The organism is Paenibacillus sedimenti (assembly GCF_014534655.1).
GTDB classification, from domain to species: Bacteria; Bacillota; Bacilli; order Paenibacillales; family NBRC-103111; genus Paenibacillus_E; species Paenibacillus_E sedimenti.
Genome location: NZ_JACVVD010000003.1, coordinates 590,221 through 612,881, shown reverse-complemented (window position 1 = coordinate 612,881; position 22,661 = coordinate 590,221). Strand labels below are relative to the sequence as shown.

Below are 22,661 nucleotides of genomic sequence, written 5' to 3'. Positions count from 1 at the left end.
AAAAAGAGGACCGGCTTCCAAAGCGGATCCTCCTTTTTCTAATTCGGATAGCTCGAATGTTTGACCCATCACTCATCCCTCAGGCGTGATAGCTCCCCACCGGCTCGTTCAGCACCCATTCCAGCATGTCGATCCTATCAAGTATGCGCTCGTTCTGTGCAGTTAGCGCTTCGCGCTCAACCCCACTGCCTGCTTGCTCAATTCGCGCTTCAATCGTCTGCTGCTGCTGGAGAAGTTCATTTAATTTTCGTTTGATTTGACTTTCGGTTCTCATGACAGTTGCACCTCGTGGAAATCTAGTTTTCTCCTATCTTACTCTCAATCGAACGGAAATTTCAAATATGCTATAATGACGCTAAAACTTCCCCCGGCAAGGAGGCCGCTTGTCTTATGAAACTTCAAGGCATCAATCATCTATTGTTCTCCGTATCCGATCTGGACAGATCCATACACTTTTATCAGCAGGTGTTCGGCGCGAAATTGTTAGTGAAAGGACGAAAACTGGCCTATTTCGACTTGGACGGCCTATGGCTTGCGCTCAATGTCGAAGAGGATATCCCGCGGTTTGAAATTCATCAATCCTACACACACATGGCTTTCACTATCCAAGCGGAAGACTATGAGCGTCATTTGGAAAGATTGACCCAATTGAACGTTAACATTCTTCCCGGTCGCCCTCGCAGCGAGAAAGACGAGCTATCGATTTATTTTACGGATCCAGACGGCCATAAATTTGAATTTCATACGGGTACCCTCGAAGACAGGATGAGGTATTATCGGGAGGAAAAGCTTCATATGACTTTCTATGATGTGGAGTGACGGCGATCCATCCATTTTGTCATGAATTGTGCCCGATTGCGAACGTTCCATTTATGATAAATCGAGCTTAAATGTTTTTTGACGGTAATGACACTGACGAATAATTGTTTGGCTATTTCTGCATTTGCTAAGCCCTGTATTAAAAGCTCTGCCACTTCTGCCTCTTTCCTGGTTAATTCCTCTTCATTTGCATCTAACATCATCTGACGTTTCGGAACTTCCCATGGCACCAGAGCCGAAATGAAATCCCGGTATTTTTTTCCTCGCAAATCCAATTTATAAAAAGGGGCAGGCGCAGACTCACCATAGAGTGCGTGACGGTAGGGATCGACCGCTGTAAAACCGAGATTGAGAGTAGCATCCTCATAAAAAGGTAGTGGCGGCGGGCAATAAACGATCACACTGCCTGCCTGTATAAGCGAGAGCTTGATTCGGAAGGAATCGTGCCTTAACGCTTCATTCTCCGGATTCTCGATGTCGATCGTACGAATATACCAGCCCTCCGCTTTCAACAGCTGGCTCCATTCCTCTTCCGTTAGTCCATTAAAATAAATGGAAGCAAGCCGATGATGCTGCAAATAAGGCTTCGTCGCCGTACGGATGGGAATCAGGGCGCAGCAGCCGACGGTTGATCCATATTCGTCCAGTAGCAGCTTTACGTCCGCCCCGTTTGCAATAAGTTCTAGCGCTTCCTCTTCATCCAATAAGCTATACAAGCTTTGCTCCTTCGTCATTTCGTACTGAAACAAATGTCCTTGATCATTCTCTCCGCACCATATCGATTGGCTGCGTGCGTGCCTCTTTCTTTTGCGAATATATGCGAACAGTTCGCCCAGGTACTCGTCATTTTCTACATTACGGACTTGAATCAGCGTGTTGGTTGAAGTTCGGGAACAATGATAATGCGCTCGGATGACCGGGTTCCCCGTATGATAGAGCAAATCGCCAAGTGGATTCGATAAGCGAATTTCAGCTGAAGGATTCATGAGTTTTTGCTGATAAAAAAGCGCTGCTCGCATCTCCCATTTCTCAAATCGTTCGGGATTCCGGGCCCTGAGGGAAAGTCGGACGGCATCCCGTATCGGATTGTGGACGTTCCAGCCATCCCTATTTCGATCGACAAGCGAAAGTCGAAGGATCGACTCGAGCGAGCTTGTGGATATCGACTGCCCGAGCACGAATTCAAGTTTGCTTTGATCGAAGAAGCGCAGGACACTCGCAGCCTCCAGCAATTCTCGCGTTGCATCATCAGGCACTTCCCGAAGCCATTCTGCGAATACATCGTGCCAGCTTGATGAGGTGAAAACGTTGGCGGGAGTTCCCGAATTGAGAACTACTTCGGTCGCTAACGATAAGGTCAACGGATGTCCTTTGGAAGCGACCCACAACCCGTGAACTTGCGAAACATTTGTGAGACCATGGCGAGCTGCAAACTGTTCGACAGCAGCGTAATCGAGCATGGTTAAGGATAGTGGACTTACGAGGTATTTTAAAGTCGGGTGAAGTTTCCAGGGACCTTGAAGCTCTGAACGGCTGCTAAGAATGAGTCGTATTCGCGTGGAAAGGGAAGGGAGCCAATTCTCTCTGAGCCAGGTTTCCCACAAGCCGCTTTCCTCGTAATGATCGAAGCATACAACCGTCGTCGTGCTGTTGTCACGATCACGCAGGTCAAGCTTTTGAAGCTCATGTTTCAAATCGGTAACATTCAGCATGCTGCGGCAATCCAGCACATGAAAAGCGATACCTTGTGAATGAGCCCTTTTTTTGGCCATATGCAAAAGCAAAGATTTGCCGCTTCCCGCTAGCCCGAACAGATTAAGCACGGGAGTCGTTGTAAATGAATCGCTATACCAGTTGCCGATGGCTTTCAATTCGTCTTGGCGACCGACAAAAAAATGGTTCTCGAGCTGCTCCATTCGTTCAGCCCAAGTTTCTGAATGACGTTTATTCATCTGCCTCACCTTAGCGTTGGATTTATTCACATATAGTGCCAGTATACAACTGGGGATAACTTCGCGTATAGGCTTTTTTATACGCTGGTATAATGTTCAAGCTGCACTCTCCCTTGGTAAACTTCAGTGAAAACGAGTATAGGAGGGAAAGCATGGAGCAGATCAAGTACGCTCAAACTTTTAAACATAAAGACAACTGGCGTAATGAATTACATAAGCCTGATCTTCTTACGGGTTCTGAAATTTTGTTAAGAACGTTATTGCTCGAAAATGTGGAGTGTGTTTTCGGGTACCCGGGAGGTTCCGTCTTGTACATTTATGATGCTATGCATGGGAATGAGCATTTTCGGCATTTGTTGACCCGGCATGAACAAGGAGCCATTCATGCTGCTGACGGCTATGCAAGAGCAACGGGAAAGGTAGGCGTTTGTATCGCGACATCAGGTCCCGGCGCAACGAATTTGGTGACCGGGATCGCGACTGCGCAGATGGATTCCGTACCGCTTGTCGTCATTACGGGAAATGTCCCCTCGGAGCAGCTTGGAACGGATGCGTTTCAAGAAACGGATATCGTCGGAATCACAATGCCGATCGTGAAACATAGTTTTCAGGTGCGTAAAGTCGAGGAGTTGGCCAGAACGATTCGTGAAGCCTTTTATTTGGCAAATACCGGAAGGAAGGGGCCTGTTCTTATTGATATTCCCAAAGACATTTCCGCTAAAAGGACAACTTACCATTATCCGCAACGGATAGAGGTACGAGGGTATAAGCCTTATCCGGATATTCAGACTAACGTCATAGAGAGCTTGCTTCAAGCGATTGAAAAAGCCCAACGCCCTATCGTCCTAGCCGGTGGAGGCATTGTTCACAGCGATGCCAGCGAGGAGCTCATCCGTTTTATCGACACAAGCGGAATTCCGATCACGACGACTTTGATGGGTCTGAGCGGATTTCCCGGCAGCCATTCGCTATGGCTGGGGATGCCGGGCATGCACGGGACTGTGGCCGCTAACCGCGCGCTGGTCGAGACCGATCTGCTTATCTCGCTCGGAGCTAGATTCGATGATCGCGTAACGATGAGCTTGAAGGGCTTCGCTCCTAATGCTCGAATTGCTCATATTGATATCGATGCCGCCGAGCTGAGCAAGAATGTAAAAGCCGATTTTCCGATCACGGGAAATGTAAAAGACGTATTAATGAATATGAACAGTCGTTTTAAGGCATCCGCTGACTCTGCGAGAAGAATCGAACCTTGGATTCAGATGCTGTTGGGACTGAAAAAAAGCTTCCCGCTAAGCTATAAGCAAGATATTACCGGATTGAAACCTCAGTATGTGATAGATCTGATTATGGAGAGCACGCAAGGCGATGCGATTATTGCGACGGATGTAGGGCAGCATCAAATGTGGGCAGCCCAATTTTATCGGTTCAAACATCCTCGGTCGCTTTTGACTTCGGGTGGCCTAGGTACGATGGGCTTCGGCTTTCCGGCAGCGATCGGTGCGCAGATCGGACATCCCGATAAATTGGTTATTTCCATCAACGGTGATGGCGGGATGCAGATGTGCGCACAGGAGCTTGCCGTATGCGCCATTCACCATATCCCGGTCAAGGTGGTCGTGATTAATAACCAGACATTAGGCATGATTCGCCAATGGCAAGAAATGATTTATGACAGTCGCTTCAGCCACATCGATTTATCGGGAAGCCCCGATTTTGTCAAACTGGCCGAAGCTTATGGTGTGAAGGGACTGAGAGCGGTTTCGCCAGCGGAAGCGCAAGCTGTTTGGAAGGAAGCCTTGGAGCATGACGGTCCAGTGCTTATTGATTTCTTGGTTGATAAAGACGAACTCGTATTGCCCATGATTCAAGTCGGCAAAACGTTATCCGATATGATTGTGGAGGTCCGTTAGCATGCAGAACTCTTACTTATTGTCGCTTTTGGTTAACGATCATCCCAGGGTCCTGCATCGGATATGTGTGCTCTTTTCAAAAAGAGGATTTAATATCGCAAGCATTACGGTAGGCCCTTCAGAGGATAGCAGTCTTGCCAGAATGACGATTCAAACATACGGGGATGCAGGAAGGATTGACCAGATGGCTCATCAGCTGAAAAAGCTGATCGATGTCATTCACATTGAACCTATTGTGCGTCCTTATGCGCTTGAACGTGAATTGCTGCTGCTTAGCGTAAAGTCTGAGACAGCATATGCACGTCGCCTGGCGCGAATTGTTGAAGAAGGCGGGGGCAAGATTGTAAATAAAGCCGCGGACCGCTACGCCATTGAAATTTCGGGAGATACTGAATCGCTGGAGCGCTTCTTACGGCGTATAAGCGAATTCCCTATCGTACAACTGGCTCGAACAGGCCTGGCAGCCATCTCGCTGAAATCATAATTCAATTCTTTTTTTGTGACATATCTGCGATCCCCTCAACCATCGTTGCAATATAACTGCAAAAAAGTGCCGATTCTCAACCACAGTCAGCCCATCTAACTGCAAAAAGTGCCGTAATTTTGCGAGTTCTCGTCCAAAAGGGCCGTTTATATGCATTTAGTGCATGTAAATTCTTCACATTGGGCTTTGCACAGCCGTTTGGGTTATTTTAACGTCACTTTTAGCAGGATTATGTCCCGGCAAACGCTTAAGGCTAGATAAACAGGCACTTTATGCATGATTTTGGGCGATTTACCGCCACTGGGACACTTGAAGGACTTCCTTTTTTAAAACTGAAAATAAATAAAGCTGGTATCGCCATTGCGAAGCATGATAATCAATACAACGAAAAGCAGCGTGTAGCAAGCAGCGCGTACCGGCGACGGCAAGGATCGATGCCACACTTCGGCAATGCGCGAACGATACTTGAGCAGCCAGTGTTCTAACAGATGAATCCCGAATAGCAAGATCGCCACGTACAAATACACCAGCATGTAAGAAGGGACATGGATAGCATCTGGCGACAACATGCGTCTCAGAAGCATGAATACGGCATGCCGATCATGAATGCGGAACATGACCCAGCCGATACAAGTCAAATGGAAAAAGATAAAAATCGTCAGCCAGCGGTAGACTAAGAATTGATCCCATTTCTCAAGACCAAGCTTCTGCTTGCCCGCACGAAATAGATTATGAGCGATGAGCAGGAAGCCATGGTACATCCCCCATAGAATGAACGTCCATAACGCACCGTGCCAAAAGCCTGAGACCGTCATTGCAACGAACAGAAACAGGTACTTCCGGACCGTTCCTTTACGTGAACCGCCGAGCGGGATATAGATGTAGTCGCGAATCCAGTTGGATAGTGTAATATGCCATCTCCGCCAGAACTCAGTTGCATTAGAGCTTAAATAAGGCGTCATAAAATTGTGCGGCAGATGAAGCCCGAATAAATACCCGATGCCGATCGCCATATCGCTGTAAGCGGAGAAATCAAAGTAAATTTGGAACGCAAACAAATAAGATGTAATCCAAGCGGCGGAACCGGTTAATGCATACGGATCCGCAAATAGAACATTTACCCGATCGGCGATGGGGTCGGCCAGCATCATTTTTTTCATCAGCCCTAACGACAGATAAAAGCAGCCGATCCTGAAATTTTCATTGTTCCACCGCAGCGCCGTCAGCTTCTCAACTTGAGGTAAAAATTCATTTCCCCGCATAATGGGCCCCGCAATCAAGTGTGCGAAGAATGAAATAAACATCCAGAATTCCAGCAGGGACCGGGCTGGTTTTATTTTCTGTTTATATATGTCTACGGCATATGAAATGAATTCGAAAGTGTAAAAGGATATTCCAACCGGCAGCACAATGGAAAGCCAGAAAGAATCTTCGGTCAGCAGCTTGATAGACAGCACTTTTTCCATATTCCGGATAAAAAATACCGAGTATTTGAAGAAGCATAAATTCCCTATATTCACGAGTAAAATCGTCCACAGTACCCATTTCCGGTATGAGCCGTTCAAGAAACGGGCGCTGTAATACGTGAACACCGTCATGATGGCAAAAAGCACGAGCATGCCAAGCCCACTAACGCTGTAGAATAGCAAATTGGCGGCTGTCAAGGTATAAAGCCGTCTAGCAGGAAATATATAGTAAAGCGCAATCGTGATTAAAAGCAGAATCATAAACTCTGGTGTATGAAAAAGCATGTAAACTTCCTCCTGATAGTTTTGCTTAGCAAACTTACTTCGTAAGCATATGCTTAAAAATCGTAAGCCTTCAGCAGCTTGTCAGCCAGTTGCCGGTAACCGTCCGGTGTTAAATGCAAATGATCCGTAAACAACGCGTCCGGGATCTGCTTTTCCATGTTTACATACTTGAACGAACCGTTTTGAATGTTTTGCATGAATTGATCGAGAGCTTGCATGTTAGCAACGTATTTCGGATCTTCCACAAAGGTCTGAGCAAGCGTGTGATTCGTACCTGTCAATACAGCGAGTGTTTGTTTACCCTTTTGATGCTCTATAATCTTCTTTAAGAAATAGATATCGGGGTTCGTATCCGTCATATTAAACGGTTTCGGGTCAAAGGCAGCAATCACATTAGGGTCTTTGACTCTTTCGGATACGTCTTCTTTTTCCGTCCAAGGCCTGGGATCTCCGCCTTCCAACGTGTCATCCGGCGGCGGTCGATTGGCGAGCTTCAAAACAAGCTGCTGGACCCATTTATCCCAATAGTCTTTGTACAGATAGGGCACGAAATGTGGCAGGACGTAGTTGTTAAGGCTTTTTTGCGATTTGGAATAAAAGTTGGCTGGAGTGTCGTTATCTTCGACATCAGGTAATGAAAGCATGTGCTGATAGGTATCCGGTTCCAATGTGCGCAAATCGTTCTGAAACCATGCCAGAACCGGCTGCCAATAGTTTCTTTTAACAAAGCTTGAGTACCGTATATTAAACATGAGATGATCGCTTGAAATGCCCAAAGCGTCCATTTTCAACAGCATCGCATACAAATCTCCGATTTGGGAACCAGGGAATGATAGATTATAGATCGGAAGTTTGGAAGAATCTTTCATGTAGGCATTAACATTTTGATTGGAATTGCCGGGACTGCCATACATCACGGAATCGCCCAAAATAATGAGGTACTGCTGCAGATGTTTGCTATCGATATCTCGCTTCACGGCTTCCAGCGTGATTTGAAAATCGTGAGGGTTATCCTTAGCCCGCGCGTAATCCATTCGGTTGTGATAAAAGACATCCGTGGAAAACAAAGCCGGAAACGATAATTGGATGATGAACACGTAAATGAGTACAAAAATGAAAGTCTTTGCTGGAGATTTCCAGATGTGAGGCTTCATCGCACGATCCCCTTTTCGTAGATGAACTGTTAGAATGTGGGTGATTCTACTATACTATTCTATCATATCTACTGGAAATCCTTTCCGTCAATTGTTCCAACAGACTACATTTGGTCGAACTACTTCCGAATTTTTCCACGATAAGGTATGATAGAAATAATTTTATCATGGAAGGGAGACTGATTGATATGTTGCAAAGACCTGACCGCAACGAGTACGCGCCATACTTTTCCACTTATATCGATGCTGTACCTGATGAAGACTATGATCAATTTCTTCGCAATCAACTTGATGAAGTTAAAGACCTGTTTTCCCAGCTTTCTGAAGAAAAGGGTGAAGGGCGTTATGCACCGGGCAAATGGAGCTTGAAAGAAGTGCTGGGGCATATGACCGATACTGAGCGTGTGATGAGTTATCGTATGATGCGCATTGCACGCGGGGATTTTACCAAGCTGCCTGGTTTTGATCAAGATATCCTAATAGCCAATGGCTCGTTCAGCGAGTTTACGTTAAAGGCTCTGCTTGAGGATTTCGTAGCCGTTCGAAAAGCTACTTTCACACTGCTTGGCACGATCCCCGACTCAGCATGGGAGCGGACGGGCAATGTAAGCGAGAGGGACGTAACCGCTCGTTCACTCGCCTATATTATTGCCGGACACGCCCAGCATCATCTAAATGTGATCCAACAGAGATATCTGTGAGATAAAATAAAAGGAACGCGTTTCCCGAGGGAAACGCGTTCCTTTTTTTGTGCCAACAACAGATTAATAGAGAGATAAGGCGAGTGAATCACGCTCGTTCAGAGAGTGGAGAATCGCTTCACAACCAATAATCTCAATGCTGATGATGGAATCCAAGCATTTCTTAATCGCATTTCTGCCTTTGCTGACCTTCGCTTCCAGTGCTGATTTCAATAAGTTGAATTTCTTTTTATTTTTCTCATCGGAGTAGACAGGCACGGTTTTGTTTTGAATTGTAATAAACATTTTCATAGATTTTCACCATCCTAAGATTTGGATATATCAATAAGCATATATGAGGATTATTAATGTAACATTAAAATAGTTTTACAATTTTAAAACAATGTGTTGGTTTTATACTTTATTCGGCGAATTCCTCCAGTTTCAGTCTGGTTTTTGTATAGTTTTTCCTGCTTAGACTTTATTACGAATGTTCGTATTAAAATGTTTCAATTATTGCAGATTGATATTTCCATTTTTAATCCAACACTATATGGACGCCCCAGGATTTGTTGTAGTTCAAAAAAATGTGTCAAATTCTTGTTATTGTGTGTAAAAAATTATAGCTTACGGTATCCTTCGTTATGTTATCTTATAGGTATATATAGAGTTGAAGGAGATGGATTCGCATGTTGGGGATTGATCATTACACTGTATTTTTGGTTTCGTGCGTGGTACTGAATATCACGCCAGGGAGTGATACGCTCTATATTCTGGGGAGAAGTTTAGCTCAGGGCAGAGCTGCCGGGATGATGTCGGTTTTCGGCATTATTAGCGGAGCGATCGTGCATACGGTGCTTGCCGCTTACGGGCTTTCACTCATTTTGATGAAGTCCGCGCTTGCTTTCCAGCTTATTAAATGGATTGGAGCAGCCTATTTGATCTATATGGGGATCAAAGCCTTGCGCTCGAAATCTGACGCGTCTGGCATGAAACAAATGGAACGGACCGCAAACCGCAAAATTTACATGCAAGGATTTTTGACGAATTTGTTGAATCCCAAGGTCGCTTTGTTTTACTTGGCGTTTTTACCGCAGTTTGTGTCGGCCGATAATTCGTACGGCGCAATTCCGTTTCTCATTCTGGGTCTTACATTTATTACGACCGGGACCCTCTGGTGCTGCTTAATCGTGCTCGGCACGGAATTGGCTTCGCGCAGACTGCGTTCGGGCTCGATGGCGAAGTACTTAAATAAGCTGACGGGTATTATATTCATTGCTCTCGGCATTAAATTGCTGCGCACCGTGAAACCTTCATAGGCCGCCCTCGGCTAATTCTGCTGAGCCTTCAGCCGGTACATTTTGGGAGAGATCCCAAACTTATGCTTGAAGGCCCGGTGGAAGTACGGATAGCTGCCGAAGCCGCAGCTCAGTGCGATTTGCTCCAGCGACATCGAGATGTCATGCATGCGCTCTACTGCGCTGGAGAGGCGCACTTCAAGGGCGTACTGCATCATCGTCTTGCCGAAGCATTCCTTGAACAGATGCACAGCGCGGGAGACGCTTAGCCCGACATGAGCTGCGACGTCCTCGATCTTGAACGTCGAGGTCGCATGGGCCTCGATAAACCGTTTCATGCGCGTTCCCGTGAAAGGTCGGCCTTGCAGGGAAACGGTTTCTGTAGCGGCACGCTCCAGGTACAAGCATAGCGCTTGCAGTAAATAGCCGCTGAGCTCACGGTTTTCCTCTTCCATTCTTCGTTTTTCGAGAATAAGCTGCCGCCAAAGCGAGATCAGCCGCGGGTCCAGGTCGATGCGGCTACATTCGGGCTTCGTGCTGCGGTTCCACCAGCGGTCTATCCATGTGCCCTTGCAGAAGAGATAGTAGTCGCCACTTGCGATTTTGCCGTCAGGTTGCTCCGCAATGCGCAACTCATAAGGGTCGCCGGGCTTAAAAAGCATTAAATCGCCGGCTTCTATCTGGCGGAACCGCCCTTGTACGAGCGCTTCGCAGATCCCTTCCGTTTGTAATCGAAAAAGATAAGAGTTAAGTCCGCTTTTGCTGTTGACTTCGAACCTTTCCATATGGTAGGAATAGCCGCAGGTTAACAGTTCCGTTTCCATTACGTTCACCTTTCGTAGCCAAATAGGAGATGTTTCAATTATATCGTGAATGGTCATATGAAGCTACGGTCCGTTATAATAATTTCATATTGGTAATTGTTGTTTCACGACCGCCTTACAAAAATGAGCGAATGAATGGGGAGAAGAGCGAAATGGCACGTATTGGCATTGGATTGCAATTGTATACGTTAAGAGATGACATGGCTCAAGATATGGAAGGTACGCTGCGCCAAGTAGCCACCTTGGGATATGAGGGCGTCGAGTTCGCGGGTTACTTCGGTAAACCGGCTGAGCAGCTGAAGCAGTTATTGGATGAGATCGGTCTGAAAGCGATTGGCGCACATGTGAGTTTAGACAATTTGAGAAACAACCTGCAAGGAGAGATAGACTATCTCCTCACGCTCGGAGCGAAATACATCATTTGCCCGGGTGTATTCAATGAAGAGCGTCAAACTGCGGAACAATGGCTTAAACTTATTGCCGAGTTCGAAACCTTCGCGGCAGAAGCCAAAAAACAGGGACTTCAATTCCTATATCATAACCACGATTTCGAGTTCCATGTGAACATTGAAGGCGAATTCGTATTTGACGCCATATACGCCAAAACAGGCGAGAATGCAATCAACGTGGAGATGGATGTATGTTGGGTTCAATTCGCCGGCCAAGATCCATTAGCCTATATCGCGAAATATGCGGGACGTTTGCCGCTCGTTCACTTCAAAGACTTTAGCAAAGACGAAGACGGCAAAATCATCACGTTGGAGCTCGGACTCGGCAACGTGGATTTGAAGAAGGTCATCACAGCAGCAGAGCAAGCTGGTGTGGAATGGCTGGTTGTGGAACAGGATCACTGTCAGAAGCCGCCTTTAACTAGCGTTGCTAATAGTTTAAACTGGGTGAAAGAGCACTACACAATTGTTCGCAACTAATAATATAAAGGAGACCAACAAATCATGAGTAAAATTAAAGTAGCCGTCGTAGGTTGCGGCTCCATTTCCAAACATAGACACATCCCGGAGTACGGCTGGAATCCTAATGTGGAGCTGGTCGCATTCGTTGACCCGATTATTGAAAGAGCAGAGCACTACGCTAAAACGTATGGCGGTAAAGCGTATAGCAGCTATGCGGAAATGCTCAAGCAAGAAAAAGTGGATGCTGTCAGCGTCTGTACGCCGAACTTCCTCCATGCGGAAGTATCCATTGCAGCGGCTAATGCAGGGGCACACGTGCTTGTTGAGAAGCCTATGGCTTCGACCGCTGAAGAGGCGGAAGCGATGATCGCTGCGGCGAAGAAAAACGGCGTATTCCTAATGGTTGGTCACAACCAACGGTTAATGCCGCCGCATGTGAAAGCCAAAGAGATTTTGGACAGCGGCAAGCTGGGCAAAGTGTTGACATTCCGCACCTCCTTTGGTCATCCCGGACCTGAAGGCTGGAGCGTTGACGGTCGTGAAAGCTGGTTCTTCCGCAAAGAAGAAGCGATTATGGGCGCAATGGGCGACCTCGGCGTACATAAATCCGACTTGATCCGCTGGCTGCTCAGCGATGAAGTGTCTGAAGTGGCAGCTTTCGTCGGAACGCTGCACAAAGAAGGTACGCAAGTGGACGACAATGCAACCTGCGTGCTGCGCATGAAGAGCGGTATAATCGGTTCTCTCGTTGCCAGCTGGACGTACTATAAAGGTGAGGATAACTCCACAGTTTTATGGTGCGAGAATGGCGTCATGAAAATCGGTACACATCCGGAAGATCAAGTGATCGTTGAGCTGCGAGATGGTACGGTTGAGCGTTATAAAGTCGGAGCAATCGCAACGAATGAGAAGCAAACTTCCAGCGGCGTTATTGACGAATTCGTCGCGAGCATTCTGTCAGGGAAAGAGCCGCGCATTTCCGGAGAAGAAGGAATGCGTTCGCTGAACGTAATCCTGGCGGCATTCGAGTCGCAAGCAACGGGTAAAATCGTTTCGCTATAATATGCTTACATCATCAGATCGAGAAGCCCATCTATACTTGTAGATGCGGCTTTTCTTTTTTTCCTTGTATATGGAAAACGATTGTGATAAAGTTTAATTGTTCGATAATTTTCGAACAATTAATAAAGGAGGGTTACCTTGCATGACCACTACGAATACGGCAAAACCCCAAGCTGCCCCACATACAGATTCCATAGTGCTGAGAGAAGGGCTGGTCCTTGTTTTCTGGAGTGTGGCCGTTATGCTGATCGTGATGAATACAACGATGTTTAATGTCGCGCTGCCGCAAATTATGAAGGATTTCGGTTTGTCCTCGACAACCGCCTCTTGGATTGTCACCGGATACTCGATCGTCTTCGCCTTATCCTCCATTACGTACAGCCGCTTATCCGATTATTTGTCTGTCCGAAGGCTGTTTGTGATCGGAATCGCTTGCCTCGGCGCAGGATCGCTGCTCGGTATATTCAGCCATACATTTGTCATGTTGTTATCTGCAAGATTGCTGCAAGCAGCTGGCGCCGGTTCAGGAGTTGCGTTAGGCGTTGTGCTCGTAACCCGCTATATTCCCTTGAGCAGAAGGGGAAGATCGATGTCGGCGATTATTTCCACGGCTACGTTTGGTATGGGGCTTGGACCCGTAGTTGGAGGCGTCATCACCCAGTATTGGGGCTGGAATGGACTGTTTATCATCACGAGTCTGATTATACTATTACTGCCTGTTTTATATAAATTGCTTCCTAAAGAAGCGGGGAATCATGTCCGTTTCGATTTTGCGGGTGCCTTGTTTATCGGAATCGGGGTAACTGGTCTGTTGCTATTCATGACGACAGGCAACCTGCTGGCGCTGGGTGCTGGAATCTTGCTTTTACTTGCGTTCTGGATGCGCATTAAGCGTAATGATCAGCCTTTCGTACAACCTGAGCTGCTGGGCAATAGGTCTTATATGCTGCTCACCTTTATGGGTTTTGCCGCATTTGCCGCTCACTTTGCGACCTTATTCTTGATGCCGCTCATGTTAACCCGATTGTTCGGGCAAAGTTCGGCGATGACGGGGCTATTGATTTTCCCGGGCGCGATTCTATCTGCATTTTTATCCAATCCAATTGGCCGAATGATCGACCGGTATGGCAATCATTACATGCTCCGTGCAGGAAGCTTGCTGCTGCTTACGGGGGCTGTATTATTCGGATGGTTGTCCGGCACTTCACCAATTGGCATTCTATTCATCTATATTCCGATGAGTATAGGCGTAACGATGTTAACGACAAGCCTGTCGAATGAAATGTCGCGCATCCTGCCCAAAGAGCAAATTGGGGCCGGGATGGGGCTGTCTCAATTGATCCAATTCGTCGGCGGCGCATTCGGTGTAGCGATGAGCGGTAAGAGTATCGCGTGGCAAAAATCGCTTCCGCCTGCTGACGTATATGCGAATATATTCTGGGGAATAGCAGGTATCCTCCTGCTCGCCGTAATTAGCTACTATGTATACCGAACGAGACAAACGGCAATTGTACAAACAACGTGATGCGCACACAAAAATCCCCTAACCGCGGGCGGTCAGGGGATTTCGTGCACGTATTATCGCCCGCCCATATGAATAGGCAGCGTATTCGATTTACCGATCACGGATTCTTTGGAATCTTTCACTTGAACTTGGATGTCCCAATTTCCGGGCTTCAGCGCATCGCCTTCGACCACGGCTGTCAATGCGTGTTCGTCTTGCCAAGTCGTCGGCAGCGGTTTGCCGTTCAGCGTTACGACGCCGAGCGGCGGAAAGTTTTTACCGCCTACGGATATCGTTACGCTTGATTGTCCGGACAAATCTTGCGTATCCGCATCAACTTTTTCAATCGTAATCGGGCCGTAACCTAGCATGTAGCGCGAATCGATGATCGGAGTTTGATAATCTTTGTAAGCATGACGATCTCCGAACAGAATATCGTACTGAAGCGTTTCGTAATCTGTTAGATCTTCTTCTTTAATATTCATTGACGCATAGTGGTCTTTGGGTGGAATAATAGGGTGTTTCTTGGATAGCTCCCGCAAATAATCCGTATAATAGCTGCCTTGCTGCTTGGACAATTCAATCAAATAGGGACCCAGGAAAGAGGGGCTGATGTTCAGCTTATCCTTCCGTTTCGTATCAAAATTGTTCCAAACGACAAGCGGGACGCTGTACATTTTTTTCAAGAAATCCGGATCATCTTTACCGCTAATATATTTGGTATCGATGTATGTGGCGTAATCATCGCCTAATGCGGGGAGATGGTCACCCCAGAAAGCGATGATCGTCGGTTCGCCGCATTTCGCATAATAATCAACGAGCTCTTTTAGCATATTATCTGCCGCGCTGATTCCCTGTGCCAGTGTTTCCAGCATGCCTTGAGAGGCAGGGGCTATATCGCCTTTGACATCAATGGTGTTTTTCGGGAATTTACCCGGATAAAAATGGAAATGATTTTCCATTGTATTGGCGAACACGAAATCAGGTCCGTCGCTTAAATTCGTTGTATGAATGATGTTGGTCGTCACTTCGTTGTCAGCGATATAAGGGCCGGAATAATTTGGTTTCATATACTCAATCGGAATGAATTTGGAAAAACCGAAATCCTCATATATTTTTTTACTATTGAAAAACCAGTTATGGAAAGGGCTTATCGCCGTTGACGTGTAGCCTTGCCGAGCATAGATACTGGCTAAAGAATCTACTTCATTCGTAATAAACTGATTATAAGCAACAGAACCTTGCGGCAAGAAACGCATCGAATTACCGGTAAGCACTTCGAATTCTACGTTCGCCGTACCTCCGCCGTATTGCGGCGACAGCATCCAACCGCTCGTTACGGTTTCCTGCAATTTGTGGAAGAAAGGAATCGGATCACGGCTGAACTGCACGCCTTTGATCAATGTCGGATCCCAAAAAGCTTCGCTAAGTACGACGATCACGTTAGGTTTTACGTTACCGGAAACACTTCCGGCTTTATCCGGATTAGGCGTCTGACTGACGATCGCCGCAATCGCTTTATCATCATAACCTTCGCGTTTATCATTTAACATCGATTTCGTATTCAGTAAGCTTGCAAGTGCAAAGCCGTTAGTTTGGGTGTTCTCTACCTGATTCCAAGTATCAGCTTTGATGCCTAGCCATTTCTGTACAGGCAAGGGCTTATCTGTATATACTGCGGCTAACACTAATAAGGCAAGCACAGCAAAGATTCCGCGTTCTTTCCATGCTGTTGTCTTCACAATCAAACTAGTACGGTAGAGGAGCAGGTAACTAAGTCCGATGAATATGAGCAGGCCGATAATCGTACGTACATTCAGTAAATTACTGATATATTTCACCATATCGGACCCTTCGCCCGCTAGAGCGAGATCCCAGGGTGTGAGAGGGACGCCCAATATTTTTAGTTTAATGCCGCTTATAAGGGCCGGTATGATCAGAAGCCCCGAAAATAACCAGTAGGCGACTCTTGTTCGGCCGATTGCAGCAATGAACAGAAACAAGAAACCGAGAGCGATCCAAACGTTAAAGAAAAGTTCCATCAGGTGATGGGCGCCCCAGGATAAAATCTCAAGATATTGTCCGCGGCTCAAGGCTTCCATAAGCAGTAAAGGAATAATTGCGGTCAATAATAGCGGTAACCATTGCTTGCCTATCTGCTTTACGCGATTTAGTTGATGTTTCATAGTTTCTCCTACTATTTCAGAAATTAAAGAAATTGTAAATGACATCTGACATTATATCATGCTGGACGATATTATTCGATGGTATCTCTTATAACTTTTTTCGTAAGGATCGAAGCCGGACCGCATATATTTCCATTATGAGATCAATGTATTGAATTAGAAGGAAAATGGTGGTTGAGGCTAGAACTGAACAATAAAACAATCCATAGAAGGAGGCGATCACGGTGACGAACCAACAGGTCAATCTTCAACAAAAAACAACCCTGCACGCACAGCATAAAAAGATGACAAAAAGCACTCTGCTAAGGCGCGGCGTGTTTCTATTCTTCGGTGCGGTGCTCATGTCGGTAGGGCTGGAAATTTTTCTTGTTCCGAACAATATTATTGATGGCGGCATTACGGGAATTTCAATTATTTTGTCACATTTAACGAATATCCAGGTGGGAATATTTCTGACGCTCATAAACCTTCCCTTTCTGTATATCGGGTACAAAATGATCGGTAAAACGTTCGCCTTATCTACGCTTTTCGCTATTCTCATCATGTCGGCGGGCACTTTTTTATTGCATCCGGTTCGCCCTTTGACAATCGATCCTTTGCTTGCAGCCGTTTTTGGTGGCATTATCCTCGGTATCGGCGTAGGCATGGTGATTCGATTCGGCGGCTCCCTCGATGGTACGGAAATTGTTGCGATTCTGACTTCGAAAAAGGTTCCATTTTCCGTCGGCGAAATTGTGATGTTTTTTAACCTGTTCATTCTGGGCAGCGCCGGTTTTGTATACAGCTGGGATCGCGCCATGTATTCATTAATTGCTTATTTCATCGCTTACAAAATGATAGACGTCACGATAGAAGGGTTTGACGAGTCTAAATCCGTGTGGATCATTAGTGACCGGTTCCGGACCATTGGCGAAGCGATATTAGACCGGCTGGGCCGGGGAGTCACATATTTGGAAGGGGAAGGCGGGTTCTCCGGCGATAGCAAAAAAGTTATTTTTTGCGTCATTACCCGCTTGGAGGAGGCAAAGTTGAAATCGATCGTGGAAGAGCTTGATCCTGGCGCGTTTCTGGCCGTCGGCAACATCCATGATGTGAAGGGCGGACGCTTTAAGAAACGCGATATTCACTGATTTTTCTCATCCGAACGCTGTTTATCTTCAAATAGGCCGAGATCCCTGAGTTTCTGGGCGGCTTCTTTGCTGCTGGAACTACCCAGCTTTTTCAAGATATGGCCTACGTGAATTTTCACGGTGCGCAGCGAAATGAAGAAGCGATTCGCAATTTCCGTCTGCGTATGACCTTGATCGATCATTTCGAGCACTTGCAGCTCCGTCGGCGTAATCAGATCTTTAACCTCTTTGACCTTGAATTCGTGTTCAAGACGCTTAAGCCGGCGGAATTCTTCACGCATCTGTTCGGCTACAGCGGCATTGATGGACGACTTGCGTGCATGCGCCGCGCGGACAACAGCAGGCAGTTCTTCAAACCTCGATTTAATCTGATAATCAATCGCTCCAGCCTGAAACGAACGGAATATAAAATCCTTTTCCTCCATGGAAGTCAACATAATGACCTTAACGCCCCAAGCCAGTAGGGCTTGCTCCGCCAAGCGGATGCCGGCCGGCTCATCATGCAGCATAATATCCATGAGAATAATATCAGCAAGCGGTTCAGTCCCGCGTAACAGCTCTTGCGCATCTTCAACAGTTGAAGCTGTGGCTACTATCGTTAAATCCGGCTCACGATTTAAGTAGGAGGATAAGCCGCGCAGCCAATCCCGGTCATCCTCGACGATGATAATTCTAATTTGCTCCATAGATAGATCCCCTTTTAAATATGTTCTAATAAACGAGTGCCTGGAAAAGTAAGAAAAACGCTCGTACCTTTGCCGGGTTCACTACTAAGCTCCAGGGAGCCTCCATGTTTTTTCATCACGCTATAACAGTACGCGAGCCCTAACCCGAAGTTGTTGCGGCTCCCGCTTTTCGTTGTATAGAATGGCTCCATAGCTTGCTTTAGGATTGATTTTTCCATGCCGGAACCGTTGTCACGCACTTCCAGCACCACATTCTTCTTGGTTACAAAAGCTTTCACTGTAAGCTCGCCGCCCTGCGGCATGGCATCAACCGCATTCATCAGCACATTGGTCAGGGTCTCGGCAACCTGCATGCGGTCCAATTCCAATGTTAACTCCGGAGGAATGCTTTGCTTGAGTTTCACTTTGGAGAGATATGGGGCTAGCGGATTCAGTACTTCAGACAGAAGCTCCTCAAGTTTAACAGGTGTTGTCTTTAAAGGAAGCTCCTGCGTTTGTTCGTGAACCCGTGAAATCATATCCCTAATATGCATGGATGCATTCATTACGACGTCCAGATCCTGCATGAGCTCCGGTTGGTTCGTTTCCTCGGCGTGCTGCTTCATTTTCTCAAGGAACAGACTCATCTTGCCGACATCGTTTTTGATAGCGTGGTTAAGGATCGCTGTTCCTGACGTAATGGCGCGAAGCGTTGAGTCAAGTTTGCGACGCTCGATAAGCAGGCGGATGCCAAGAAACCCATATTTAAAAAAGGTGTATATGAAAAAGGGCACAACAAAAGCAAGAATCCACGTATGGTACACCCACATGCGGTAGAAGCCAAGGCTCGGCATGACGTAATTAAGCACAGCAAAGCAAATAATAGGCGGCAGCAGCGCCAAACAAGTGAACAAATGAGTTCGTCTCATGGCTGGCATCCGTTCTTTTTTGATCGCAATTAAAACGGCTCCGCCAAGAATATAAGGAACTGCCCAGCTGGCAACAAGCGGGAACGTGATCGGCATCACTTCATTATAACCCGGCGTAAATAGTACACAGGCTATTGGCGGCAATAACATAAGAACAGGAAGATAGGTTCTTATCTTGCGACCCGGCCAGGTTGGATTATATTGAAGCGCCAGCATGGCGAACGAATAGGGTAATCCATAGTAGGAAAGCAAGGAGCTTGTTGCTTGTATGCGATATAAGAGGGCGCTTACAGAGCGATTCGGAATCGTTTGCTCCACATACGGAACGATGTTTTCGGACAGAACTGCAGCAAGCGCTCCAATTCCGCCGGTGAACGCTACGGCGCTCATCCAGCGCATGGTGCTTGATCTTGGATCAATCATCAACAGCAGCAGGGCGATGATCCACAACGTAAATAATACGAACAGCATGAAGCTGAATTCCTCCGTTACACGATATTTCCTATATTGTGTCATGGCACAACCATTTGCACAAGAGTGAACTTCCATGGAAATGGCAGGAAATGGGCGGCTTCTCTCGAATAATGTTGGATAGAGAGGAGGAGGATACCAATTAACGAACATAAGGGAACGTTCGTATCTATCCTTGCCATAGTGGGGAAAGTCCTATTGTCCGCCGTTTTCATCATCATCATTACCGTATTACTGTCCATCATTGCTGCGGTTATCGCTATCTTGAGGCAGCCCACATTGGAAATGGGAATCGCTGCGATTGCCAAAGATGCCTTTTTCATTAAAGCGGCATTGTGGGCCCAGATTATCGGATTCATTGGCGGTGTTATGGCTGCCTACGCCATCTTCGAGAGAAGAAAGGGATGGTCCATGGGCATGAGTTTGCACCAATTCTGGAAGAGAGCGGGAGAAGGCCTCGCTTCCGGGGCGATACTCATCACCATAAGCTGCGGCCTCATTTGGTTGTTTGGCGGGGTAAAGCTGCTAGGTTTGCAGTGGAACAGCACGATTGCCATGGAACTTTTCTGGGGATTTGTGCTGTTCATCGGCGTAGCTACTAATGAAGAATTGTTTGCACGCGGCTATTTGCAAGGGCTTGTGAAAGCAAGGTTCGGTGCCGTAGCGGCAGTCACCGTATCCACGATCGTGTTCGCTTTGCTTCATTCTTTTAATCCGGGCATGTGGAGTACGCCTATGCCGATATTGAACTTGCTTTTAGCGGGACTGTTGTTTGGCGTAAGCCGGGAATGGTCCGGCGGTTTGTGGATGCCGATCGGCATGCACCTATCCTGGAATTTCTTACAGGGCAACGTCTACGGCTTCGAGGTATCCGGTACGCAAACCGCATCGATCGTTCGCATCGAAGAGAGCGGATCAACGCTCTTGTCCGGCGGCTCTTTCGGCGCTGAAGGCAGTCTGATTACCAGCGTGATTATATTGCTGGGCATAGCGTTTTTATACAAGTATTATCGCAGAACCAAGTTTGATAATTAGATAGGATAGGGGAGAAATCATCATGAGTGCAAATTATGAGATTATTCAAAGCGAGTGGGACGGTGTGCCGACGTTCCGGCTCCTCGACCGCGCCAGCGAGGCCGAGGCCGAAGTCATTCCGGCCGTCGGTTTCCATCTGTTCCGCTTCGATGTGCGGAACCATGCCTATATCGCGAAGCCGGCCTCTCTGGCCGTGCTTCGCGAGCAGTCTTCGCGTTACGGCGTGCCCATTCTGTTCCCGCCGGGGCGCGTCAAACATGCGGCCTTCACCTTCGAAGGCCGCGAATACCGGCTCCCGGCGAATCGGGAGCCGCACCATGCCCACGGCGAGCTGCGCGAGCGGCCGTGGAAGGTCGTGGCCAGCGGCGCGGACAGCGCTGGCGGGGCGTATGTCTCCGCGGAGATCGACTTCGCGGAGCATCCGGACATGCTGGCCTATTTCAAGCATGCCGCATGTTTTCGCTTTACGTACCGTCTGAAGGACGGTACGTTGTCGCTGCAGGGCGAGATCGCCAACCGCAGCGGGCAGACGATGCCGCTCTCGCTTGGCTTCCACCCTTACTTCGCCTTCGCGAAGGAAGAAGCAAGCCGCGTGCGGGTGGTGATCCCTGCAGCGGCGGAGTGGCCGCTCGGCGAGGACGGCTACGCGGCCGGCGAACCGGCACCTTCACAGCTGACAGCCGCGCTGAAGCAAGGCGAGGCCGTCACGGCGCTGCCGGGTTATCCTGGTGGCTCGCAGATGCTGACCATGGAGCCGGGGCGTCAGTCCTGCGAGCTGCACTATGAGGCGAGAGGCACGAAGCTAGTGTACGATATGGGGGACCGGTTCCCCATCCACGTGCTGTTTACGGCGCCATGGGCAGATGCCGTATCGCTGGAACCGTACACCTCCATCATGAATGTGTTTAATGAACCTTTTTCGGCGGATATTTCGGGCGCTCAAGGGATTGCAGCCGACGGAAGTTTTACATTTGAGTGGTCCATCCGTGTGGACGATATAAATTAACAAAGAGAGCCAGGGATATTTATCAGCCTTTGGCTCTCTTACAATTTAATTATACGAAAGCGCCTGCTGCCCCAGTGCTTTCCAAGACTCCAGAAAAGAGTCTTTTTTTGTTTTATGCGCTTTTTTACCTGTCAATGGATCATTCACATAAATATGTTCTTGATCGAACCCCACAAGCACGACAGCATGCAGATCAAGGGGGGTCTTAATTTCCTCATTACCGTGCTTCCAGGATTCCCAACGGTCCGGAAGTTTATAATCACCTGTGGTCCAGAGGATGACGGGCTTCTCCTTCTTTAATTGCGCCAAAACTTCGTCAAATGATTTCCTTGTTAAATTGACCGTACGGTTTGGCAAATATTGCATCATTAGCTTTTCAAGCGGTCCGGCGTATACGGCATAACCTGCCGTTTTGCCTGTGATATCACCGACAAAGCCATGATCGGGATTACCCCATCGTGTGATATCGCCAGACTTTGTTTTCTTCACAGGATCTTCGTCTTTCGGCAGCTCATCAGCCAGCTTCAGCTTGTCCGTTTTTACTCCTGCATGCTTTAATACCATGGCTAAGCTTGTCACTTCACAGCCGTATTTCAATTCCGGATTTTGTTTGATGATAGGAATATCCAGTAGCACCGTTTCTTTTTCTGCAGCTGGTGCAGTGGGGCCGGGAGTAAGTTTTTCACTGCTGAAGTCGGAAGGGACATTCCTCATTTCCGCTATTGATGACATGTTTACTTCGGGCGTCTGCTCTGCTTGTCCTTGTTCCTTTGCTATTTGTTGCGTATTCCATTCAGAACCTTGATTTTGGTTCGCACAGCCTGTTAGTTCAAAGCAAAAGCAACAAACTAAAGCAAATATAAAGATCTTCATAGCTGCTCCTTTAA

General features: G+C 47.3%; 21 protein-coding genes. 11 read left to right on the top strand and 10 right to left on the bottom strand.

Features of this window, described 5'->3' with window-relative positions; genetic code table 11:
* Window positions 1-79 precede the first annotated feature (79 nt).
* Window positions 80-274, bottom strand: a complete 195-nt coding sequence (locus ICC18_RS11660) for a hypothetical protein (RefSeq protein ID WP_188174549.1) — start codon at window positions 272-274, stop codon at window positions 80-82.
* Between the two features lie 116 nt (window positions 275-390).
* Here ICC18_RS11660 and fosB point away from each other — a divergent pair, with 116 nt between their 5' ends.
* Window positions 391-819, top strand: coding sequence for a metallothiol transferase FosB (fosB, locus tag ICC18_RS11655; protein ID WP_188174548.1), 429 nt, complete (start codon window positions 391-393; stop codon window positions 817-819).
* On the opposite strand, the gene ICC18_RS33700 is transcribed toward fosB, so the two are convergent.
* Window positions 804-2,771: a LuxR C-terminal-related transcriptional regulator gene (locus tag ICC18_RS33700; RefSeq protein ID WP_223192475.1), complete on the bottom strand. Its 1,968-nt coding sequence runs from the start codon at window positions 2,769-2,771 to the stop codon at window positions 804-806. The two genes, fosB and ICC18_RS33700, sit on opposite strands and share 16 nt — an antisense overlap.
* A 152-nt stretch (window positions 2,772-2,923) precedes the next feature.
* Between ICC18_RS33700 and ilvB the strand changes: the two genes are divergently transcribed.
* Together ilvB and ilvN are read left to right on the top strand one after the other, a co-directional pair.
* Complete coding sequence (ilvB, locus tag ICC18_RS11645; RefSeq protein WP_188174547.1) at window positions 2,924-4,684, top strand: biosynthetic-type acetolactate synthase large subunit; 1,761 nt, start codon at window positions 2,924-2,926, stop codon at window positions 4,682-4,684.
* Window position 4,685: 1 nt separating this feature from the next.
* The gene (gene ilvN / locus ICC18_RS11640) at window positions 4,686-5,168 is read left to right on the top strand and encodes an acetolactate synthase small subunit (RefSeq protein WP_188174546.1); all 483 of its coding nucleotides are present in this window, start codon (window positions 4,686-4,688) and stop codon (window positions 5,166-5,168) included.
* Between the two features lie 326 nt (window positions 5,169-5,494).
* On the opposite strand, the gene ICC18_RS11635 is transcribed toward ilvN, so the two are convergent.
* Together ICC18_RS11635 and ICC18_RS11630 are read right to left on the bottom strand one after the other, a co-directional pair.
* Window positions 5,495-6,919 (bottom strand): MBOAT family O-acyltransferase, encoded by a 1,425-nt coding sequence (locus ICC18_RS11635; RefSeq protein WP_188174545.1) that lies wholly within the window; start codon window positions 6,917-6,919, stop codon window positions 5,495-5,497.
* Window positions 6,920-6,972: 53 nt separating this feature from the next.
* Complete coding sequence (locus ICC18_RS11630; RefSeq protein WP_188174544.1) at window positions 6,973-8,073, bottom strand: SGNH/GDSL hydrolase family protein; 1,101 nt, start codon at window positions 8,071-8,073, stop codon at window positions 6,973-6,975.
* A gap of 188 nt (window positions 8,074-8,261) precedes the next feature.
* On the opposite strand from ICC18_RS11630, the gene ICC18_RS11625 reads away from it, so the two are divergent.
* Window positions 8,262-8,774: a DinB family protein gene (locus tag ICC18_RS11625; protein WP_188174543.1), complete on the top strand. Its 513-nt coding sequence runs from the start codon at window positions 8,262-8,264 to the stop codon at window positions 8,772-8,774.
* Window positions 8,775-8,837: 63 nt separating this feature from the next.
* Here ICC18_RS11625 and ICC18_RS11620 read toward each other — a convergent pair whose 3' ends face one another.
* Window positions 8,838-9,065 (bottom strand): 3-dehydroquinate dehydratase, encoded by a 228-nt coding sequence (locus ICC18_RS11620; protein ID WP_188174542.1) that lies wholly within the window; start codon window positions 9,063-9,065, stop codon window positions 8,838-8,840.
* A 377-nt stretch (window positions 9,066-9,442) separates the two neighbouring features.
* Here ICC18_RS11620 and ICC18_RS11615 point away from each other — a divergent pair, with 377 nt between their 5' ends.
* Window positions 9,443-10,072, top strand: a complete 630-nt coding sequence (locus tag ICC18_RS11615) for a LysE family translocator (RefSeq protein ID WP_188174541.1) — start codon at window positions 9,443-9,445, stop codon at window positions 10,070-10,072.
* Window positions 10,073-10,083: 11 nt separating this feature from the next.
* On the opposite strand, the gene ICC18_RS11610 is transcribed toward ICC18_RS11615, so the two are convergent.
* Window positions 10,084-10,875 (bottom strand): helix-turn-helix domain-containing protein, encoded by a 792-nt coding sequence (locus ICC18_RS11610; protein WP_188174771.1) that lies wholly within the window; start codon window positions 10,873-10,875, stop codon window positions 10,084-10,086.
* Between the two features lie 152 nt (window positions 10,876-11,027).
* Here ICC18_RS11610 and ICC18_RS11605 point away from each other — a divergent pair, with 152 nt between their 5' ends.
* The 3 genes from ICC18_RS11605 (at window position 11,028) to ICC18_RS11595 (ending at window position 14,373) form a co-directional block, all read left to right on the top strand.
* Window positions 11,028-11,804 (top strand): sugar phosphate isomerase/epimerase family protein, encoded by a 777-nt coding sequence (locus ICC18_RS11605; protein ID WP_188174540.1) that lies wholly within the window; start codon window positions 11,028-11,030, stop codon window positions 11,802-11,804.
* Window positions 11,805-11,828: 24 nt separating this feature from the next.
* Complete coding sequence (locus ICC18_RS11600) at window positions 11,829-12,848, top strand: Gfo/Idh/MocA family protein (protein WP_188174539.1); 1,020 nt, start codon at window positions 11,829-11,831, stop codon at window positions 12,846-12,848.
* Window positions 12,849-12,990: 142 nt separating this feature from the next.
* Window positions 12,991-14,373, top strand: coding sequence for an MFS transporter (locus tag ICC18_RS11595; protein WP_188174538.1), 1,383 nt, complete (start codon window positions 12,991-12,993; stop codon window positions 14,371-14,373).
* A gap of 53 nt (window positions 14,374-14,426) precedes the next feature.
* Here the strand turns inward: ICC18_RS11595 and ICC18_RS11590 are convergent, their stop codons facing one another.
* The gene (locus ICC18_RS11590) at window positions 14,427-16,538 is read right to left on the bottom strand and encodes a sulfatase-like hydrolase/transferase (protein ID WP_188174537.1); all 2,112 of its coding nucleotides are present in this window, start codon (window positions 16,536-16,538) and stop codon (window positions 14,427-14,429) included.
* 284 nt (window positions 16,539-16,822) lie between these two features.
* Between ICC18_RS11590 and ICC18_RS11585 the strand changes: the two genes are divergently transcribed.
* Window positions 16,823-17,668, top strand: coding sequence for a YitT family protein (locus tag ICC18_RS11585; RefSeq protein WP_188174770.1), 846 nt, complete (start codon window positions 16,823-16,825; stop codon window positions 17,666-17,668).
* Here the strand turns inward: ICC18_RS11585 and ICC18_RS11580 are convergent.
* Window positions 17,662-18,354, bottom strand: a complete 693-nt coding sequence (locus ICC18_RS11580; protein WP_188174536.1) for a response regulator transcription factor — start codon at window positions 18,352-18,354, stop codon at window positions 17,662-17,664. The genes ICC18_RS11585 and ICC18_RS11580 overlap by 7 nt on opposite strands.
* A gap of 14 nt (window positions 18,355-18,368) precedes the next feature.
* The gene (locus ICC18_RS11575; protein ID WP_188174535.1) at window positions 18,369-19,733 is read right to left on the bottom strand and encodes a sensor histidine kinase; all 1,365 of its coding nucleotides are present in this window, start codon (window positions 19,731-19,733) and stop codon (window positions 18,369-18,371) included.
* 198 nt (window positions 19,734-19,931) lie between these two features.
* On the opposite strand from ICC18_RS11575, the gene ICC18_RS11570 reads away from it, so the two are divergent.
* Both ICC18_RS11570 and ICC18_RS11565 read left to right on the top strand, forming a co-directional pair.
* Entirely contained in the window at window positions 19,932-20,768 is an 837-nt protein-coding gene (locus ICC18_RS11570) for a CPBP family intramembrane glutamic endopeptidase (protein WP_188174534.1), read from the top strand.
* 22 nt (window positions 20,769-20,790) lie between these two features.
* A complete protein-coding gene (locus ICC18_RS11565) occupies window positions 20,791-21,774 on the top strand; it encodes an aldose 1-epimerase (RefSeq protein WP_188174533.1) in 984 nt (327 codons plus the stop codon).
* A gap of 45 nt (window positions 21,775-21,819) precedes the next feature.
* On the opposite strand, the gene ICC18_RS11560 is transcribed toward ICC18_RS11565, so the two are convergent.
* Window positions 21,820-22,647 carry a C39 family peptidase gene (locus tag ICC18_RS11560; RefSeq protein ID WP_376745628.1) on the bottom strand — a complete coding sequence of 276 codons (828 nt, stop codon included), beginning with the start codon at window positions 22,645-22,647 and terminating at the stop codon, window positions 21,820-21,822.
* Window positions 22,648-22,661: the final 14 nt, after the last annotated feature.

Excerpts from the sequence above, each read along its gene's own strand:
- ICC18_RS11660 (WP_188174549.1), bottom strand. The coding sequence starts at position 274 with ATGAGAACCGAAAGTCAAATCAAACGAAAATTAAATGAACTTCTCCAG.
- fosB (WP_188174548.1), top strand. The coding sequence starts at position 391 with ATGAAACTTCAAGGCATCAATCATCTATTGTTCTCCGTATCCGATCTG.
- ICC18_RS33700 (WP_223192475.1), bottom strand. The coding sequence starts at position 2,771 with ATGAATAAACGTCATTCAGAAACTTGGGCTGAACGAATGGAGCAGCTC.
- ilvB (WP_188174547.1), top strand. The coding sequence starts at position 2,924 with ATGGAGCAGATCAAGTACGCTCAAACTTTTAAACATAAAGACAACTGG.
- ilvN (WP_188174546.1), top strand. The coding sequence starts at position 4,686 with ATGCAGAACTCTTACTTATTGTCGCTTTTGGTTAACGATCATCCCAGG.
- ICC18_RS11635 (WP_188174545.1), bottom strand. The coding sequence starts at position 6,919 with ATGCTTTTTCATACACCAGAGTTTATGATTCTGCTTTTAATCACGATT.
- ICC18_RS11630 (WP_188174544.1), bottom strand. The coding sequence starts at position 8,073 with ATGAAGCCTCACATCTGGAAATCTCCAGCAAAGACTTTCATTTTTGTA.
- ICC18_RS11625 (WP_188174543.1), top strand. The coding sequence starts at position 8,262 with ATGTTGCAAAGACCTGACCGCAACGAGTACGCGCCATACTTTTCCACT.
- ICC18_RS11620 (WP_188174542.1), bottom strand. The coding sequence starts at position 9,065 with ATGAAAATGTTTATTACAATTCAAAACAAAACCGTGCCTGTCTACTCC.
- ICC18_RS11615 (WP_188174541.1), top strand. The coding sequence starts at position 9,443 with ATGTTGGGGATTGATCATTACACTGTATTTTTGGTTTCGTGCGTGGTA.
- ICC18_RS11610 (WP_188174771.1), bottom strand. The coding sequence starts at position 10,875 with ATGGAAACGGAACTGTTAACCTGCGGCTATTCCTACCATATGGAAAGG.
- ICC18_RS11605 (WP_188174540.1), top strand. The coding sequence starts at position 11,028 with ATGGCACGTATTGGCATTGGATTGCAATTGTATACGTTAAGAGATGAC.
- ICC18_RS11600 (WP_188174539.1), top strand. The coding sequence starts at position 11,829 with ATGAGTAAAATTAAAGTAGCCGTCGTAGGTTGCGGCTCCATTTCCAAA.
- ICC18_RS11595 (WP_188174538.1), top strand. The coding sequence starts at position 12,991 with ATGACCACTACGAATACGGCAAAACCCCAAGCTGCCCCACATACAGAT.
- ICC18_RS11590 (WP_188174537.1), bottom strand. The coding sequence starts at position 16,538 with ATGAAACATCAACTAAATCGCGTAAAGCAGATAGGCAAGCAATGGTTA.
- ICC18_RS11585 (WP_188174770.1), top strand. The coding sequence starts at position 16,823 with ATGACAAAAAGCACTCTGCTAAGGCGCGGCGTGTTTCTATTCTTCGGT.
- ICC18_RS11580 (WP_188174536.1), bottom strand. The coding sequence starts at position 18,354 with ATGGAGCAAATTAGAATTATCATCGTCGAGGATGACCGGGATTGGCTG.
- ICC18_RS11575 (WP_188174535.1), bottom strand. The coding sequence starts at position 19,733 with ATGCTGTTCGTATTATTTACGTTGTGGATCATCGCCCTGCTGCTGTTG.
- ICC18_RS11565 (WP_188174533.1), top strand. The coding sequence starts at position 20,791 with ATGAGTGCAAATTATGAGATTATTCAAAGCGAGTGGGACGGTGTGCCG.
- ICC18_RS11560 (WP_376745628.1), bottom strand. The coding sequence starts at position 22,647 with ATGAAGATCTTTATATTTGCTTTAGTTTGTTGCTTTTGCTTTGAACTA.